At 67.6% G+C, this 16,777-nt stretch carries 13 protein-coding genes; 2 read left to right on the plus strand and 11 right to left on the minus strand.

Features of this window, described 5'->3' with window-relative positions; all coding sequences use genetic code 11:
* Window positions 1-73: 73 nt before the first annotated feature.
* The 6 genes from J0I99_RS05575 to J0I99_RS05600 all read right to left on the minus strand — a co-directional run bounded on the left by J0I99_RS05575 (window position 74) and on the right by J0I99_RS05600 (window position 7,525).
* Window positions 74-2,596: a methyl-accepting chemotaxis protein gene (locus tag J0I99_RS05575; protein ID WP_291396412.1), complete on the minus strand. Its 2,523-nt coding sequence runs from the start codon at window positions 2,594-2,596 to the stop codon at window positions 74-76.
* 261 nt (window positions 2,597-2,857) lie between these two features.
* Window positions 2,858-3,247, minus strand: coding sequence for a response regulator (locus J0I99_RS05580; protein ID WP_291393154.1), 390 nt, complete (start codon window positions 3,245-3,247; stop codon window positions 2,858-2,860).
* A 98-nt stretch (window positions 3,248-3,345) separates the two neighbouring features.
* Window positions 3,346-4,395 (minus strand): chemotaxis response regulator protein-glutamate methylesterase, encoded by a 1,050-nt coding sequence (locus tag J0I99_RS05585; RefSeq protein WP_291396414.1) that lies wholly within the window; start codon window positions 4,393-4,395, stop codon window positions 3,346-3,348.
* Complete coding sequence (locus J0I99_RS05590) at window positions 4,392-5,252, minus strand: CheR family methyltransferase (protein ID WP_291393150.1); 861 nt, start codon at window positions 5,250-5,252, stop codon at window positions 4,392-4,394. Before J0I99_RS05590 ends, J0I99_RS05585 begins: the two co-directional genes overlap by 4 nt.
* A 26-nt stretch (window positions 5,253-5,278) precedes the next feature.
* The gene (locus J0I99_RS05595) at window positions 5,279-6,793 is read right to left on the minus strand and encodes a methyl-accepting chemotaxis protein (protein ID WP_291396416.1); all 1,515 of its coding nucleotides are present in this window, start codon (window positions 6,791-6,793) and stop codon (window positions 5,279-5,281) included.
* A gap of 135 nt (window positions 6,794-6,928) precedes the next feature.
* The gene (locus J0I99_RS05600; RefSeq protein ID WP_291391339.1) at window positions 6,929-7,525 is read right to left on the minus strand and encodes a chemoreceptor glutamine deamidase CheD; all 597 of its coding nucleotides are present in this window, start codon (window positions 7,523-7,525) and stop codon (window positions 6,929-6,931) included.
* A gap of 164 nt (window positions 7,526-7,689) precedes the next feature.
* On the opposite strand from J0I99_RS05600, the gene J0I99_RS05605 reads away from it, so the two are divergent.
* Entirely contained in the window at window positions 7,690-8,043 is a 354-nt protein-coding gene (locus J0I99_RS05605; protein WP_291391338.1) for a hypothetical protein, read from the plus strand.
* Between the two features lie 88 nt (window positions 8,044-8,131).
* On the opposite strand, the gene J0I99_RS05610 is transcribed toward J0I99_RS05605, so the two are convergent.
* Both J0I99_RS05610 and kynU read right to left on the minus strand, forming a co-directional pair.
* Window positions 8,132-10,804 (minus strand): EAL domain-containing protein, encoded by a 2,673-nt coding sequence (locus J0I99_RS05610; RefSeq protein ID WP_291396418.1) that lies wholly within the window; start codon window positions 10,802-10,804, stop codon window positions 8,132-8,134.
* A gap of 117 nt (window positions 10,805-10,921) precedes the next feature.
* Window positions 10,922-12,142: a kynureninase gene (gene kynU / locus J0I99_RS05615; RefSeq protein ID WP_291396420.1), complete on the minus strand. Its 1,221-nt coding sequence runs from the start codon at window positions 12,140-12,142 to the stop codon at window positions 10,922-10,924.
* A 196-nt stretch (window positions 12,143-12,338) separates the two neighbouring features.
* On the opposite strand from kynU, the gene J0I99_RS05620 reads away from it, so the two are divergent.
* The gene (locus J0I99_RS05620; RefSeq protein WP_291391335.1) at window positions 12,339-13,379 is read left to right on the plus strand and encodes an ABC transporter ATP-binding protein; all 1,041 of its coding nucleotides are present in this window, start codon (window positions 12,339-12,341) and stop codon (window positions 13,377-13,379) included.
* A 107-nt stretch (window positions 13,380-13,486) separates the two neighbouring features.
* Here J0I99_RS05620 and phnE (J0I99_RS05625) read toward each other — a convergent pair whose 3' ends face one another.
* The 3 genes from phnE (J0I99_RS05625) to phnD form a co-directional block, all read right to left on the minus strand.
* Window positions 13,487-14,827 carry a phosphonate ABC transporter, permease protein PhnE gene (gene phnE, locus J0I99_RS05625; RefSeq protein ID WP_291396422.1) on the minus strand — a complete coding sequence of 447 codons (1,341 nt, stop codon included), beginning with the start codon at window positions 14,825-14,827 and terminating at the stop codon, window positions 13,487-13,489.
* Between the two features lie 2 nt (window positions 14,828-14,829).
* Window positions 14,830-15,789: a phosphonate ABC transporter, permease protein PhnE gene (gene phnE, locus J0I99_RS05630; RefSeq protein WP_291396424.1), complete on the minus strand. Its 960-nt coding sequence runs from the start codon at window positions 15,787-15,789 to the stop codon at window positions 14,830-14,832.
* A gap of 70 nt (window positions 15,790-15,859) precedes the next feature.
* On the minus strand, window positions 15,860-16,774 hold the full coding sequence (gene phnD / locus J0I99_RS05635) for a phosphonate ABC transporter substrate-binding protein (RefSeq protein ID WP_291396426.1): 915 nt from the start codon (window positions 16,772-16,774) through the stop codon (window positions 15,860-15,862).
* Between the last annotated feature and the right edge of the window lie 3 nt (window positions 16,775-16,777).

Below are 16,777 nucleotides of genomic sequence, written 5' to 3' on the forward strand. Positions count from 1 at the left end.
CTGCCGCGGCGCCAGGGCAAAAAGCCGGCACGAAGGGCGCCGGCTCTGCTGACGAGGGTCACATTCGAGCCGCTCAGAATTCGGCCCAGTCCTTGTCGATCGCGGCGTTGCCCTGCGTCAGGTAGGACTTGGCCGCCGTGCGCACCTTCTCGTGCAAGGCCTTGATGCCGCGCGCCGGCGCCGGCGCCGCCGCCGGGGCAGCGGCGGGCTCGGCATTGCGGTCCGTGCGGAACACGTCGACGATGCGGTCGAGCTCGGTGGCCTGCGCCTCGGTCTGCTCGATTGCCGCATTCGTCTCCTCGACCAGCGCGGCATTGTGCTGGGTCATCTCGTCCATCTGGCGCACGGCGGTGTTGACTTCCTCGATGGCGGACGCCTGCTCCTGGCTGGCCCGGGCGATCGAGTCCATCAGTTCGTTCGAGGAGCGTGCCGCGACCAGCATCGCCTCGAGCTTGGCGGCCGCCTCGGCCACGAGCCGAGAACCGGCCTTGACCTCGGTGCCCGACTGCTCGATCAGCGCCTTGACCTCCGCCGAGGCGCCGGCCGCCGACTGCGCCAGCCGACGCACCTCGACGGCGACGACGGCGAAGCCCTTGCCGGCATCGCCGGCGCGCGCCGCTTCCACCGAGGCGTTGAGCGCCAGCAGGTTGGTCTGGAAGGCGATGTCGTCGATCATGCCGATGATGTTGGAGATCTTGCCCGACGAGGTGGTGATCCGTTCCATGGCATCGGTCGCCTGGTGCATCACCTGCCCACCCTCCTCGGCGGTGCGCGTCACCGTGGCCGCGACGCCCGAGGCATCCCTGGCGCGCTCGGCATTGGCCAGCACCGTGCCGGACAGCTGCTCCATCGCCGCCGAGGTTTCCTCGATCGTCGCCGCCTGCTTGGTGGTGCGCTCGGAAAGATCGTTGGCGCCCGACAGGATCTCCGAGGTCGCGGTCTTCAGCCCGCGCGAGGTCTGCTTGAGCCCGCTGACGATCTCGCTCAGCTTCTCGGCCACCGCGTTGGTGTCGCTCTTGAGCTGCAGGAAGGCGCCCCGGTAGTCGCCGTCGACGCGATGCGTGAGGTCGGTATGGGCCAGCGCGCCCAGCACCCGGCCGGTTTCGCCCAGGCCGCGATCGACGGTGGCGACCAGTTCGTTGACGCCGTGGGCGAGCGCATTGAGCTCGGGGTCGGGGAACTCGGCCTCGACGCGCCGGCTGAAGTCGCCGGCGATGGCCGCGTCGACCACTTCGCCGAACGCCTTCTGCAGCGCCTGCATCATCTGCGTGCGCTCGGTGCGCCGCTGGATCGAGGCGGCCCGCTCGCCCTCGGTCATCTCGTTGACCTTGAGCGCGTTCTCCTTGAACACCTGTACCGCCCGCGCCATGGCGCCGATCTCGTCGCTGCGCTGGGCCCCCTTCACCTCGGTCTCGAGCTGGCCTTCGGCGAGCGCGTTCATGGTGCCGGTGAGCTGGCTCAGCGGCTTGGTGATGGTGCGCGAGAACACGAACCCGACGGCCGCAGCGATCGCCAGCAGCACGGCGCCGACGCCCAGCATCATGTTGCGCAACTGCGCCACCGGAGCCAGGGCCTCGTCCTGCGAGATCGTGGTGACCACGGCCCAGTTGGTGCCGTTGAACGACAGCGGGGTCGCCGTCGCGATCATCGGCATGCCGCGATAGCCCGTGGTGATGCCGGTGCTCGGCGTCCCGGCCAGCGCCGCCTCGACCAGCGGATTGTCGTAGGCGGTGACGAGCGTATCGTCGCCGTCCGAAAACACCGAGTCGGAGCGCAGCAGCTTGTCCGACCCGACGATGAAGCTCTCGCCCGTCTGCCCCAGGCTCGAATTGTCCTGCAGCATCGCATTGATCGGCGCGACCGGCATCTCGAACGCCATCACGCCCATCAGCTTGCCGCGCTGGTCCAGCATCGGCGTGGCGAGGAAGCTCGCCGGCTGGCCGCCGACCGGATAGACCGAGGCCGACTCGTACACCACCTGCCCGCGCTCGGTGAGCTGCATGGCGGCGCGGTAGGCCCGACCGAGGCCGGTATCGGCCAGATCGCCGCCCTCGGCGAAGTTGAGCGCGAAGTCGTCGTTCTTCATCACCGAGTAGACGAGGTTGCCGGTGGTGTCGAACATGTAGATGTCGAGATAGCCCTGCAGCTCGAGCTGCTGGCGGAACACCACCTGCACCTTGTCATGGGTGAAGTCGTAGTTGGTGCGCCCGGTCTGCTTGACGTCGAGCTTCTGCCGCTCGCCGGCCGGATAGGGGTTCTCGGTGATGAAGCCCTGGCGCAGCGTCGCCACCGGGTCGAGCGGCGGCGTCGCCTTGGCGAAGCTCTTCCAGCCGATGGCGAAGTCGCGCACCGCCGAGATGGCGCTCTCGGTGGTCGCGGTCTTGACCAGGTCCGCCTCGATCGTCTTGAGGTAGGTCGAGAGCTGGTCGGCGTGGCTGGACGCCACGGTCTGCATCTGCCGCGCGCTCAGGTCGGCGACGATCGAGGATCCGATCAGATAGCTCGCCACGCCCACCCCGACGCTGACGACGAGCGCCGACCCGACCATGGCCAGCGGCAGCTTCTGCGCGATCCTGAACTTCGGTAGCCAACCCATGCGCCGCTCCTCCCTCGAGCAAACCTGCACCGGGGGAAGGAGTCGGGGCGGGCGACCGGCAACGGCGCCGCCGTCACGCCGTCTTTCCCCCCAAAGACCCGTGTCGACTGCACGGAGCCTAGGCAGGCCGCCTTAACATCCTGTTACGCTTGCGCTACGTGCCCGGCCCGGGTTTGCGGGCATGTAGTCGATTACATGACGGCCACGCAAAAGGCCGCCCGAAGGCGGCCCGTTGCTTGTCGAGCTGCCGGCGCCGGCTAGCTAGGACAGGACGCCGATCACCGCCTCGATGCGCTTCTTCATCGTCGAGGCGTCGAACGGCTTGATGATGTAGTTGTTGACCCCCGAGGAGATCGCTTCCTTCACCTGCTCCTTGTCGGAGCGGCCGGTGGCCATGATGAACGGCATGCCCTGCGTCTTGGGATGCTTGCGGATGACGCGCAGCAGCGTCAGCCCGTCGATGTCGTCCATGTTCCAGTCGGAGATGATCAGGTCGACGGGGCTCTTCTCGAGCTTGCCCAGCGCGTCGCGGCCGGACTTGGCCTCGATGATGTTGGTGAACCCCAGTTGCGTCAGGATGTACTTGCAGATGCCCCGCATCGACTGCTGGTCATCCACGATCATCACGCTGATTGCACTTGCCTTCGGCATGTTACGCTGTTGCCTTCTAGCCGCCCGAAATACGCCCGGGTCGCGTATCCGAAAAGCCTAGGCACTTTCCGTTACCAAACCATCAACCCGATGCCGCGTTATGCTGCGGATTTGAGCCGGGTCAGGGCCGCGGCGAGCCGCGCCGCGATCGCCTCGACCGGCGCCTGCTCGATTACCGCGCCCTCTTCGAACGCCACCCGCGGCATGCCGTAGACCAGCGCCGAGGCCTGGCTCTGGCCCACCGTGTAGGCCCCCGTGTCGCGCATCAGCTTCAACCCCCGCGCCCCGTCGCGCCCCATGCCGGTCAGGATCGCCCCCACCGCCATCGGCCCCACCGTCCGCGCCACCGACTCGAACAGCACGTCGACGCTCGGCCGGTGCCCCGAGGCCAGTTCGTCCTGCGTCACCCGGCACTTGAGCTGGCCCGAGCTGCGCTCGACGCGCAGGTGGAAGTCGCCGCGCGCCACGTAGGCATGTCCCGGCTGCAGCGGCATCCGGTCCTCGGCCTCGACCACCGTCAGCTCGGTCAGCTCGTCGAGCCGCCCGGCAAAGCGCGAGGTGAATCCCGCCGGCATGTGCTGGGCGATGACGATCGGCGGGCAGTCGGGCGGCATCTGGCCCAGCACCACCCGCACCGCCTCGACCCCACCGGTCGAAGCCCCGATGGCGATGAGCGCGCCGGCGGGAGCGGCGGCGGTGCGCACCGGCACGTTCGCCGGCACCGCCCGCATCGCCCGCCCCCTGACGTCGGAATGCGCCGCCGCCCGCACCTTCTGGCGCAGGTTCTCGCCGAACGCCTCGAGCCCGCCGGCCAGCGTGGCATTGGGCTTGGCGACGAAATCCACCGCGCCCAGTTCCAGCGCCAGCAGCGTCTCGCTCGCCCCCTTGGTGGTGAGCGTCGAGACCATCACCACCGGTAGCGGATACAGGCGCATCAGCTTGTCGAGGAACTGCAGCCCGTTCATGTTGGGCATCTCGATGTCGAGCGTGACCACGTCCGGATTGAGTTCCTTGACCTTCGTGCGCGCCTCCAGCGGGTCCTCCGCCGTGCCCACCACCAGGATATCGCCGTCCTTGCCCAGCGTGCGCGTCAGCACCTCGCGGATGAGGGCGGAGTCGTCGACCACCAGCACCTTGATACTGTTCATGCTGCGTCCCTCGCCTTCTGCTGTGCACGGGTCTGGTAGATGGTCTTGCCGACCAGCCTGAAGTTGGCGCCGCCGGCGCCGAGGTTCTCGGAATGCCCGATATAGAGGAAGCCCTCGGGCACGAGGATGGCGCCGAGCCGCGCGAACAGCTCGGCCTGGGTCGGCTTGTCGAAATAGATCGCGACGTTCCGGCAGAACACCGCGTCGAACGGACCGCGCATCGGCCAGGGATTGTTCATCAGGTTGAGCGGCTTGAACGCGATCAGCTCGCGCGCCGCCATCGGCACGCGCACCTGCCCCGGCCCGGCCGGCTCGAACAGGTCGACGCGCTCGCGGGCAAGCCCGCTCAGCTCGGACTGCGGATAGACGCCCGCCGCCGCCTTGGCCACCACATTGGTGTCGATGTCGGTGGCCAGGATGCGGAAGTCCCAGCGCCGCAGTTCCGGAAAGGCCGCCAGCAGGTGCAGCGCGATGGTGTAGGGCTCCTGCCCGGTCGAGCACCCGGCCGACCAGATCCTCAGCTTCGGCCGCCCGCCCTCGATCCGCGGCCGGCGCTGGATCAGCTGGCCGACATAGGTCTCGAGGTGGGTGAAGTGGTGGTCCTCGCGCCAGAACCGGGTGAGGTTGGTGGTCAGCGCATTGATGAAGTCCTGCGCGTCGGCGGGCGTCCCCTGCCGCTCGAGGTAATCGAGATAGTCGTCGAACGAGCTGAGCCGGAGCGTGCGCACGATCTTGCCCAGCCGCGACACGACGAGCGTGCGCTTGGCCTCCGACAGCGAGATCCCGGCCTCCTTGTAGACCCGTACCTTGACCCGATTGAACTCGCGGTCGCTGAGGGCAAATTCGCCCGGTTCCATATCCGCCCCCAAATACCAGTCCCGTTCTAGGCCTGGCGCCGGCGCGCGGGCAGTTGCAGGGCTCTCGCCGCTTCCGAACCTACGGCTTTCACATTGCCGTCGAGCCGGGCGATCGCTCCGCTGCCTTCGTCCAGCGCACCGGCGATCATGTCCGTCTCATTGCTTAGATTCTCTAAATGCCCGCCGAGCCCGGCGAGGATTTTCTTGAGCGTCGCGGTTTCGGCCAGCGAGGCATCGGCGCGCTGCCGCGAACTGCCGACCAGCATCTTGATCTCGCGCGCCGCCTTCTGCGACGCCTGGGCCAGCGTTCTCACCTCCGCGGCGACCACGGCGAAGCCGGCGCCCTTCTCGCCGGCCCGCGCCGCTTCCACCGCCGCGTTGAGCGCCAGCAGGTTGGTGCGGAAGCTCACGTCCTCGATCGAACTGACCATCCTGTCGATCTCGACCGTCGCGTGCTCGACCCCGCTCACCGAGGTGCTGGTCCGCTGCACGGCCAGCGCCGCCTCGGTCGCGAGCGCCACCGCCTGCCGCTCGAGATCGCGCACGGCCTGGGTCTTGGCGCGCCCCTTCTCGATCGAGCTCGAGGCGGCATTGAGCCCCGCCCGGCTCTGGTCGGCGAGCTCGGCCAGGCTGGTGACGCTGGCCCGGTAGCGGTCGATGGCGTGCAGGATGGCTTCCATCTTGGCCTCGAGATGGTGCCGCACCGCCACCGCCTCGTCGCGCTCGGCGATCAGCGCCGCCAGGTCCTGCTCGAACTGCCTGAGCTCCGGCGCCAGCCCGCCCGCCCCCATCAGCAGGAGCGCATCGACCTGCTCGCCGCGCAGCAGCTGGCCGATCGCCTTGACCGAGCGGTCGAAGCTCTCGAGCGCCCCGCCCAGCGCCTTCAGCGCCGGCGTGTGCTGCATGCCCCAGTCGTCGAAGCGGAACCCGGTGCGCCCGTTGCCCAGCGCCGTCACGAAGGCGTCGAAGTCGTCGTCGGCGATGTGGTAGCCGGCCGGCGAGAACTCGATCAGCGAGCGCCCGCCGCCCAGCTCGCGCCGCTCCGCGACATAGCGGCGGTCGCCGACGACGGCGATGCTCTCGGCCGCCATGTCCTCGAGCAGCATGTCGCCGCCGAGCACGTCGGAGATGATCCCGCCCTCCTCGGCCGCCGGCTCGGCCGCGGTCAATCCGGCGGTGGCCCCGAGGATCTCGCCGTCGCCGCCGATCAGCACGGCCGGCTGCCGCAGCGCGGCGAACGCCGACTTGAAGTTGTGGGCCCGGTCGAGCCGCGCTCCGAGGCTGCCCACGATCGCCTCCAGGCTGGCGGCTTCGCCATCGCGCACCCCGACGGCCTGGCCGATGACGGCGAGGCGCGCGGCGGCGGCGCGGTCGGCGCGCCGGCCCACGACCATGCCGGCGGCCGCCGCCGCGGATGCCGCGAGGCCGGCAATCACGAGGGCAACGAGCCCGGCGCCGAACAGCACGAAGGCGCCGGCCGCGACCATCATGGCGGCAAGCCAGCACACACTGACGATGAGCGCTACGTTGAAGCGCCGCACGAATCACCGAGCCCCGTCGGGCCTCCCCAGGCCCGTGCCGCGACCCTAGGTGGGGAATGGTTAACCAAATCTATACTTGGCCGCCCGGCCGTAAGGGATTGGTAAGGCTGGCGACGCGTCCCCGGCTGGGCCCCGTCAGAACAGCTCGATGTCGTCGACGACGGGCCTCGCGACCACGCTGCGCCGGCTCGCCGCCACGGCCAGTTCTTCCCGGGCGATCGAGGCGTTGACTGCGTTGTCCAGCCGCTTGACGAAGGCGCGGCCCGAGTGCGGCTTGAACATCACCCGGCGTGCATAGGTCCCGCCGAGATCCTCCTTGGCCACCTCGTAGCCCTCGTTGGCGAGGAACTCGCGCACGAACTCGATATTCTTGAGCCCGATATCGTCGAGCGCGCCGTTGATCTTGCCGCCGCCGAAGACCTTGATCTCGAGGTTGGCCTTCTTGCCGGTGCCCCGGCTCAGCACCTTGTTAATCAGTTGCTCCATGGCGAACGCGCCATAGCGCGCCGAGGCGCCGTAGCGATCCTGGGCCGACGCGGACTGCTCGGCGAGCAGGAAGTGGTTCATGCCGCCGACATTGGCGACCCGGTCGCGGATGCAGGCCGACACGCAACTGCCCAGCACCGTCGAGAAGGTGAGATCGGTTTCATCGGAGACGAAGCAATCGCCCTGATGCACGGTCGTCACCACGCCTCGATCGAACTCGGGAGGCAGCGAACGCGACAAGACCATGGCTAGAGGTAATCCGAACGAGTGGCGTCATCAGCGTTAAGGGCAATTCGTTAGGGAACCGCTAACCAAGACCTCCGGGATTTTGCTCCAAGACAACACGCCGCAACGAGCCTTTCAGGAATCCGGGCTAGGGTGGGACGCAACTGTCGGGGGTTAGGTCCTAGATGTCTCTGCAAAGGCTCGCTCGCGAGCTCGATGAAACTGCGCGCCAGACTGCCGGCATGGTGGATGGCGTGACGCAGGCCCTTGAGGTCCTCGCCGACGCATCGCTCAGCCCCGACATGGCCCGTCGGGAGGCCGCCCGCATCATCATCGGTGCGCTGCAGGGCCAGGACCGCATCGAGCAGCGCTGCCACAACATGGCCCTCGCGGTGCGCCAGTTCGCCCTGCTTCCGCCCGCGACGTCGAATGCCGTCTATGACGAGATCTGGGCCAGCCTGGTGCTCGAGGAACTGAGCGTGCCGGCCCTGTCCGGCAGCGCCTCGCGCGGCGTGCACGGCGAGGCCGAGCTGTTCTGACGGTCTGCCGTCGCAGCGGGTCAGAGGCAGCACCGCCAACAATCCGCCGATCACTGCCTCGACCCCGCCCCTGGGTCGGTCGCCTGGACTAGGCCCTGGCCCGGCGCGGTCGGGCCAGCTTGCGCGCCGCGTGGCTGGGCAGGAACTGGGCCAGGGCCAGACCGCTCATCGGTCGTGCCAGGGCATAGCCCTGCAGCACCGTGCAACCGAGATCCCTGAGGATGTCGGCATGCTCGAGCGTCTCCACCCCTTCGCCGACCACTTCGATACCCAGGGCCCGCCCGATATCGACGATCGAGGCCACGAGGTTCCGCTGTGCTTCCGAGCTGACGATCGGCTTGACCAGCTGCCGGTCGATCTTGAGCCGGCGCGGCTTCAGCTTCTGCAGGCTGACGATCGAGGCATAGCCGGTGCCGAAATCGTCGATCTCGATGTCGATGCCCAGCTCCTTGAGCTGGTCGGCGTTGAACCGCACCAGGTCGTCGGTCTCGTCGAGGAAGATCGACTCCACCAGCTCGAACGACACCGTGCCGGGCTCGATCTCGAGATGCTTGAGGCTCTCGATCAGCTGTTCGTCCTGCAGCCGCCGCGCCGAGACGTTGACCGCGATGCGTCCGACGTCGAGGCCCAGCGCGCGCCACTGGCGGAAGGCGGCCATCGACTTTTCCAGCACGATCCGGTCGATGGTGGAAACGATGTTGAGGTCTTCCGCGACGTCGAGGAACGCCGCCGGGCCGAGCAGGCCATCGACCGGGTGCTGCCAGCGCACCAGCGCCTCGACCCCGACCACCTCGCGCGTGCGGGCATCGAACTGGGGCTGGAAATAGGGCACGAACTGGTCGCGCTCGATGGCGCCCAGGAGCTCGTCGGCAACGCGCTTGGTGCGCACCACCTCCGCCTGCAGCGCCTCGGTGAAGAACTCGTGCCGGTTGCGCCCGCGACTCTTGGCCCGATACAGCGCGATGTCGGCATCGACGAGCAGCCGCGCCGGATCGGCGGCCTTGCCGGTCTGCCGGGCAATGCCCACGGAGACGCCGCAGCGGCACTGGTGGCCGTGGTAGTCCACCGGCTGGCGCATCTTGACGATGATGCGCTGCGCCAGGATTGCGAGGCCCGCGTCGCCGCTGTCCGCCGACGAGACGATGACGAACTCGTCGCCGCCGATCCGGGCCACGAAATCGTCGGCGCGGGTATTGGCGCGCAGCACATGCGAGGCATGGACCAGCGTGGCGTCGCCGGCAGCGTGGCCGAGCGTGTCGTTGATCTGCTTGAAGCGGTCGAGGTCGATATGCAGCAGCGCCAGCGGCATGCCGGTCTCGCTCGCCTGCGCCGCCCGCTCGGCCAGCACCCGGTCGAGGTAGCGCCGGTTGGGCAGCCCGGTCAGGCTGTCATGCAGCGCGTTGTGCTCGATCGAGGCCTTGGCCGCCTCGAGCTCGGCATAGCGCGCCTCGCTCAGCCGGCTCGCCTCCTTGAGGCTTTCGTTGAGCGCGACGTCGTCCGACACGTCCCAGTTCACGCCGATGATGCGGCGGGTGCCCCCCGCATCCTGGTACACGGCGCCGATGGCGCGCACGTTGCGCGTGACGCCCTGCGGCGTGACGATCCGGTACTCCGAGTGATAGCGCCCGGTCACGGCGGTCGCGATGCGGAACTCCTCTTCCGCCCGCGCCAGGTCGGCCGGATGGACCGCCTTGCACCAGTCGCCGTAGTCGCGCGCGCCGCCATCCTGCGGCAGCCCGAACAGCGCATTGATCCGATCGTCCCAGAGCAGCCGGCCGGTGTCGAGGTCGAACTCGAACACCCCGACGGCCGAAGTCTCGAGCGCCAGGCCCAGCCGGCGCGACAGCCGCTGCAGCTCGACCTCGCGGCTCTTCAGCGCCATCAGGTGCCGCCGCCGCTCCTCGAGCAGCCGGCCCGTATAGTAGACCGGGACGCAGACGATGACCGCCAGCGCCAGGAAGCCGGCCCAGATCAGCCAGGCGTTGCGCGGCGTGCCGGCCCAGCCGCCCTTGGGGATGGCGGCGATCTCCCATTGTCCCGCGGGCAGTTCGATGTCGGCGATCACCGGCGCCTGGTCGAACACCTCGGCCGGGCCATAGAACAGGGCGCCACGCCGGCCGAGCCCGTCGCGTCCGGCAATGGCGATCTGCACGCCAAGCCCGGGGTCGGTCAGCCCGCTCGCCGCGTAGAGCCGGTCGACATCGACCACTGCCGACACGATGCCCCAGAACTGCCGCGTCTCGCCCGCGCCGGTGAACACCGGGAAGCGCGCGATGAAACCGCTGCCGCCCTGCACCAGGTCGACCGGGCCGGCGAGCACCAGCTGCCCCGTCTCCCGCGCCCGCATCACGGCCTCGTTCTGGGCCTCGTTGTGCCGATAGTCGAGCCCGATCGCCCGCTCGTTGCCGACCAGGGGATAGAGCAGCCTGACCACGAAGTCGGGGGCGCCGGCAATGTTCCGCAGTTCGGAATCGCTATCGAGAATCTTCGCGGCGAGCTCGGCGAAGCGCGCCTGCGTCATGCCCGGTTCGGTGGAGATGGTGGCGACCAGCCCCCGCACCAGCTGGATGTTGCCGTTGATGTGTCCCTCGAGACGAGCGCGCACCACGCTCACCTCCTTGAGCACGTCGGCGCGCGCCTGCTCCTCGAACAGCACCTGGTTCTGCCAGCTGGCATACCAGCCGAGCATGAGGATGCCGGCAAAGGTCACGAGCGTGCCGAACCAGCGTGACCGCAGCGGCACGACCGTCAGTTGACGCAACACCCTGCGCAGGCTGGACAAATCGCCGCCCCCCGATGCCCTTGGCATGGATACTCGGCGCGGATGCTAGCGGTGACGCCTTAACTTAGGCTTTAGCGTCGGGCGGCGAATTGCACCCTACACGACCTTGGCCCGCCGCTTGAACCGGGGCTCGTCCCAGGCGCGCGTGCGGACCACCTCGACGAGGATCTCGCCGGCGCGCTGCACCTCGGCATGGCTGACGTAGAGCGGCGTCAACCCGAAGCGCAGGATATCGGGCTCGCGGAAGTCGCCGATCACCCCGCGCGCGATTAGCGCCTGCATCACGGCATAGGCCTCGGGATGGCGCAGCGACACCTGCGTGCCGCGCTTGCCCGGGTCGGTCGGTGTAGCGAGCTCGAGTTCCGGCGAAAGTTCATGGACGACGGCTGCAAGAATGTCGAACAAGCGATCAGCTTTTGCCCTGAGTTCCACCATGGTTACCCCCTCGAAGACGTCGAGTGCCGCATCGAGGGCCGACATCGCGAGGATCGCGGGCGTCCCGACCCGCATCGCCGCGATCCCCGCGGCCGGCTCGTATGTCCGGGCGAAACGGAACGGCGCGGCATGCCCGAGCCAACCCGTCAGCGGCTGCTTCAGCCCATCCAGGTGCCGGGGCGCGGCATAGACAAAGGCCGGCGCCCCCGGGCCGCCATTGAGGTACTTGTATCCGCACCCGACGGCGAAATCGGCATTCGCATCAAGCAGATGCACGGGAAATGCCCCCGCCGAATGGGCCAGGTCCCAGACCGTCAGCGCCCCCGCCGCGTGCGCCGCCCGGGTGAGCCCGGCCATGTCGAGCCTGGCCCCGGTGCGGTAGTTCACCTCGGTCAGCATCAGCACCGCGACCTCCGGGCCAAGGGCCGCCTCGAGCTCGTCCGCCTCCACCTCGCGCAGCCGATGGCCCTGCCCGAGCAATTCAGCAACCCCGGCCGCGATATAGGCATCAGTCGGGAAATTACCCCTCTCGGTGAGGATCACCTGCCGCTCCGGACGCTGCCGCAGGGCCGTCACCAACACCTTGAAAAGATTGATGGATGTCGAATCCGCCACGGTCACCGTAGCGGGTGGCGCACCGATCAGCCGCGCGATGCGGTCGCCGACGCGCCCCGGCATGTCGATCCAGTCATGCGTGTTCCAGGAGCGGATCAGTCCCTCGCCCCACTCGCGCTCGACCACCTCCGCCATGCGCGCCGTCACCGCCCTGGGCAACGCGCCGAGCGAGTTGCCGTCGAGGTAGATCACCTCCTCGGGCAGCGCGAACAAGGCCCGGGTGCGAGCAAACGGATCGGTAAGGTCGAGCTTGGCGATGTCGGTCATGGCCGGGCAACAAGCACCCTGGGCGTCGCTTGTCCAGCCAGCCGGCGACCGACCCGCTCCGGGCATACTACTTTCGTATTATCCTTTGCTGCTACTTTCGTAGCATATCGCTGATCCCGCCTTGACCGCCGTCCATTCCCTCGTCGATGCTCCGGGCCGAATGCGGGGTCTCTCCCGCGCAAGGGATGAGGACTTCATGGCTAGCGTGAACATCAACAAGGCCGGCAAGCACTATGGCGGCTTCGAGGCCCTCAAGGGCGTCTCGGTCGACATCGAGGACGGAGAATTCGTCGTGCTGGTCGGCCCCTCGGGCTGTGGCAAGTCGACCCTGCTGCGCATGATCGCGGGCCTCGAGGAGATCACCTCGGGCGAGATCTCGATCGGGCCGCGCGTCGTCAACGACCTGCCGCCCAAGGAACGCGACATCGCCATGGTGTTCCAGAACTATGCGCTCTACCCGCACATGACGGTGGCGCAGAACATGGGCTTCTCATTGAAGCTCAAGGGCGTACCCAAGACCGAGATCAAGGCCAAGGTCGACCGCGCCGCGCAGATTCTCGGGCTCGAAAAGCTGCTCGACCGCCAGCCGCGCCAGCTCTCGGGCGGCCAGCGCCAGCGCGTTGCCATGGGCCGCGCCATCGTGCGCGACCCGCAGGTCTTCCTGTTCGACGAGCCGCTGTCGAACCTCGACGCCAAGCTGCGCGTGCAGATGCGTTCCGAGATCAAGGAACTGCACCAGCGCCTCAAGACCACCACCATCTACGTCACCCACGACCAGGTCGAGGCGATGACCATGGCCGACAAGATCGTGGTCATGCGCGACGGCATCATCGAGCAGATGGGCTCGCCGCTCGATCTCTACGATCGTCCGCTCAACACCTTCGTTGCCGGCTTCATCGGCTCGCCGTCGATGAACTTCATCAACGGCCAGACCACCGCCGAAGGCTTCAAGACCACCGACGGGATCCTGCTGCCCACCATTCCGGGTGCCACCTCCGCCGCGATCTACGGCATTCGCCCCGAGCACCTGCACCTCGCCGACGACGGCATCGAGATCGAAGTCGTGGTGCTCGAGCCGACCGGCTCGGAGACCCAGGTCATCGCCCGCCTTGGCACCCAGCAGATCACCGGCATCTTCCGCGAGCGCGTCAACGTCGCGCCGGGTTCCAAGATCAAGGTGAAGCCGGACCTGTCGGTCGTCCATCTGTTCGACAAGGACGGCAAGCGCGTGAACTGAGCGCGCCGGTATCGCTGAATGACAAGGCCGCCGTGGAACGCCACGGCGGCCTTTTTGTTTTGTCCAGACCTTCGCGGGGATGACGGCGGATGGAAGTAGGCGAGTGCCTAGTGCCCGCTCCGCCCGATGAGCCGGGATCGCAGGGCGTTCGAGATGTTGTCGAACACGAACACGACGACCAGGATCAGCAGCACCATGTAGGCGACGTTCTCCCAGTCCTGGTTGGTGCGCATCGCCTCGATGAGCTTGAGGCCGATGCCGCCGGCGCCGACCGCGCCGATGATGGTGGCGGAGCGCGTGTTGCTCTCCCAGAAATACAGCGACTGGCTGATGAACACCGGCGCCACCTGCGGCACCACGCCGTAGCGCTGCACGTTGGCCGGGGACGCCCCGACCGACCTGATCCCCTCGCGCTGCCGGTCGTCGACATTCTCGAGCGCCTCGGTGGTCGTCTTGCCCAGCGTGCCGGTGTCGGTGAAGAAGATCGCGGCGATGCCGGGGATCGGGCCAGGGCCGAAGCCGCGCACGAAGAACAGTGCCCAGATCAGCATGTCCACCGAGCGCAGCAGGTCGAAGGCCCGCTTGGTCAGCCAGTTGCCGACCCGGTTGGGGTTGATGTTGCGCGCGGCGACGAAGGAGAGCGGGAAGGCGACCAGCGCGGCGAACAGCGTGCCGACGAAGGCCATGACGATGGTCTCGAGCAGCTTCATGAACACGTCGAGATGCTGCCACTCGGAATTGTAGAGGAACTCGACGATGATCAACTGCCAGTTCGGCATGCGCGCCTCGATGCGCTCGGGACTGCTCGCGTCCGCCCACAGCTGGCCCAGGTCCTTGCCGAAGAACGGCGACTTGGTGTCGAAGAAGAAGTTCGGCCAGCCCAGGTAGCGATGCCGGACCAGCACCTGCGTGTTGCGGATCTCCGCCAGCCCGATGAAGCCGTAGTCGACCGTCACGCGGCCGCCCTTGAGGCTCATGTTGGCGGGCGCGTCCGGCGACAGTTCTGCCCCCGACTCCGAGATCGGGATGTCGTAGCGCCGGCCGGATTCCACCACGACGACAATGCCGGGGCTGATCTCGACCTGGTTGTCGGCGCCACCGAAGCTCACGACATAGTTGTCCTTGCCGCCCTCGATCCAGTCCGGATTCGGATTGTCGCCGAGCAGCGACCGGGTCCACTCGACCTCGATCCCGTCCTTGGCAAAGCGGAAACGCGGCGTTGCCTCCCAGGAGTACCAGTCGGCGATGTAGATGCCGGCCCGCTCCCACTGCGCGTTGGCGAAGACGCCGGCGACGTTGAAGAAGAAGAAGCAGAACACGAGGTAGGCGGCCGCCCCGACGACGAGCAGCGGCGCCATCAGCCGCCGGTAGAGCGGGCGATGCAGCACCTCGGCATGCCGGGCCCTGAGCGCCAGCGCCTCGTCGGGGCTGATCTCGATCGACGCCATGCTCAGCCTCCGAACTGGAATGCCGACTGTCCCACCAGGCGCTTGCGCAGGTAGCCCGAGAGCCAGTCGATGGAAACGACGGTGACGAACAGCAGGATGATGATGGCATAGGTCTTGGCGGCGTGGTCGCGGCCGATCGACAGCCGGAACACCTCGCCGATGCCGCCGCTGCCAACTGCCCCGATGATGGTCGAGGCGCGCACGTTGATCTCGGTGCGCAGCAGCGCATAGGAGATGAAATTGGGCATCACCTGGGGCACCAGCCCGTAGCGCACCCGCTCCAGCCAGCTGCCTCCGACCGCGCGCAACCCCTCGTCGGGCTTCATGTCGGCGTTCTCGACGACCTCGAAGAACAGCTTGCCGAGCGCCCCCACCGTATGCAGGGCGACCGCCGCGATGGCCGCGATCGGGCCGATGGAGAGGATCGCCACCAGCATGCCGGCCACCACGATCTCGGGAAAGGCCCGCAGCACTTCGAAGCCGCGCCTCGCCGCGAAGCGCACCAGCCGCGATCCGGTGATGTTGCTCGCCGCAAAAAAGCACAGCCCGAATGCCAGCACGAAGCCCATCAGGGTGGAGACCACCGCGATGTTGATGGTCACCAGCATCTGGTAGAAATACTCGGGCAGGTAGAGGTCGCCGATCAGGTAGACCCGTCCTACTTCGTAGTCATACTTGAACGACCCGTCGGCATGGGGCGAAGGCAGGTCGAACAGCGCGCGCACGATCTCCATCGCATCGTCGGGCTGGAAGTGGATAAAGAAATCGAAGAAGTACGGCAGGCGCTCGAAGAACTTGCCGGAATTGGCGGCGTTGGCGAACCACAGCGCGCCAAGGAGAACGGCCAGCAGCGCCGCAAGCGACAGGATCGTATAGACCCGCCGCGTCCGCACCAGCGCGCGGTAGTGATCGTGGACGACGCGCCCCGCATCCGTCAATCCGCCCTGGTCCAACGTCGCCATGCCTGCCCTGACCGCTTGCGCAAAACGGGCGGCGCCATGGTGTGGCACCGCCCCGGGTTATTGGGTTGGATCAACCGCCGATGGTCGCCTTGCGGGCGTCGATGATCGGCTGGTAGAATTCGGCGCTGACCGGGGCATAGCCCTTGAAGTCGCCGTTCTCGATGGCGCGGAAGCAGTCGTAGTCGGCAGCCGGAAGCTCGGTGAAGAACTTCACGATCTTGTCCTTGAGGTCCTGCGGCAGGTCCTTGCGCATCACGGTCGGACCGTTCGGGATCAGTGGCGACTGCCAGATCTCGACCACGTCTTCCATGTCGAGCATGCCCTTGTCGACCATCGAGCGGATGTTGCCCGAGGTGTAGCCCTCGGAGAACTCACCGACGCCCGAGGCCCAGGTGACGGCCACGTCGACCTTCTTGTCGAGCAGGGCCAGCACGTTGTTCTCGTGCCCGCCGTTGAACGAGGTCTCGGAGAAGTACTCGTCCGGCTTCATGCCGCCGAGCGCCGGATCCTGCGGCAGGGTCACCAGCGGGATCAGGTAGCCCGAGGTCGAATCCGGGTCGGCGTAGCCGAGCTTCTTGCCCTTGGCTTCGGCCAGCGAGGCGATGCCGGAATCCTTGCGGGCCAGCATCACCGAGTGATAGCCCATCGACCCGTCGGTCTGGACGGTGGTGAGGAACGGCTCGACCGCGTCGGGATTGGCGAGGTAGGCCTTGGCAAAGCCCGAGGCGCCGAGGCTGGCGACATCGAGCGTGCCGCCGAGCAGGCCCTGGATCACGCCGTCATAGTCGGCGGCTGGGAACAGCTGCACTTCCTTGACGCCGAGGGCAGCCGGGAGCTTGTCGATCAGGCACTGGTTGTCGGCGAGGCGATCGGCCTCGTTCTCGCCGCCGAGCAGGCCGATGCGGATCGCATCCTGGGCCAGGGCCGGGGTTGCGAGGGCGAAGACGGCGACGCTCGCCATCATGACGTTACGGATCGCGGACATGGA

The sequence above is a fragment of the Devosia sp. genome (assembly GCF_017307495.1).
Classification (GTDB): Bacteria; Pseudomonadota; Alphaproteobacteria; order Rhizobiales; family Devosiaceae; genus Devosia_A.

Excerpts from the sequence above, each read along its gene's own strand:
- J0I99_RS05605 (WP_291391338.1), top strand. The coding sequence starts at position 7,690 with ATGTCTCTGCAAAGGCTCGCTCGCGAGCTCGATGAAACTGCGCGCCAG.
- phnD (WP_291396426.1), bottom strand. The coding sequence starts at position 16,774 with ATGTCCGCGATCCGTAACGTCATGATGGCGAGCGTCGCCGTCTTCGCC.
- J0I99_RS05590 (WP_291393150.1), bottom strand. The coding sequence starts at position 5,252 with ATGGAACCGGGCGAATTTGCCCTCAGCGACCGCGAGTTCAATCGGGTC.
- kynU (WP_291396420.1), bottom strand. The coding sequence starts at position 12,142 with ATGACCGACATCGCCAAGCTCGACCTTACCGATCCGTTTGCTCGCACC.
- J0I99_RS05620 (WP_291391335.1), top strand. The coding sequence starts at position 12,339 with ATGGCTAGCGTGAACATCAACAAGGCCGGCAAGCACTATGGCGGCTTC.
- J0I99_RS05585 (WP_291396414.1), bottom strand. The coding sequence starts at position 4,395 with ATGAACAGTATCAAGGTGCTGGTGGTCGACGACTCCGCCCTCATCCGC.
- J0I99_RS05600 (WP_291391339.1), bottom strand. The coding sequence starts at position 7,525 with ATGGTCTTGTCGCGTTCGCTGCCTCCCGAGTTCGATCGAGGCGTGGTG.
- J0I99_RS05575 (WP_291396412.1), bottom strand. The coding sequence starts at position 2,596 with ATGGGTTGGCTACCGAAGTTCAGGATCGCGCAGAAGCTGCCGCTGGCC.
- J0I99_RS05580 (WP_291393154.1), bottom strand. The coding sequence starts at position 3,247 with ATGCCGAAGGCAAGTGCAATCAGCGTGATGATCGTGGATGACCAGCAG.
- phnE (WP_291396424.1), bottom strand. The coding sequence starts at position 15,789 with ATGGCGACGTTGGACCAGGGCGGATTGACGGATGCGGGGCGCGTCGTC.
- phnE (WP_291396422.1), bottom strand. The coding sequence starts at position 14,827 with ATGGCGTCGATCGAGATCAGCCCCGACGAGGCGCTGGCGCTCAGGGCC.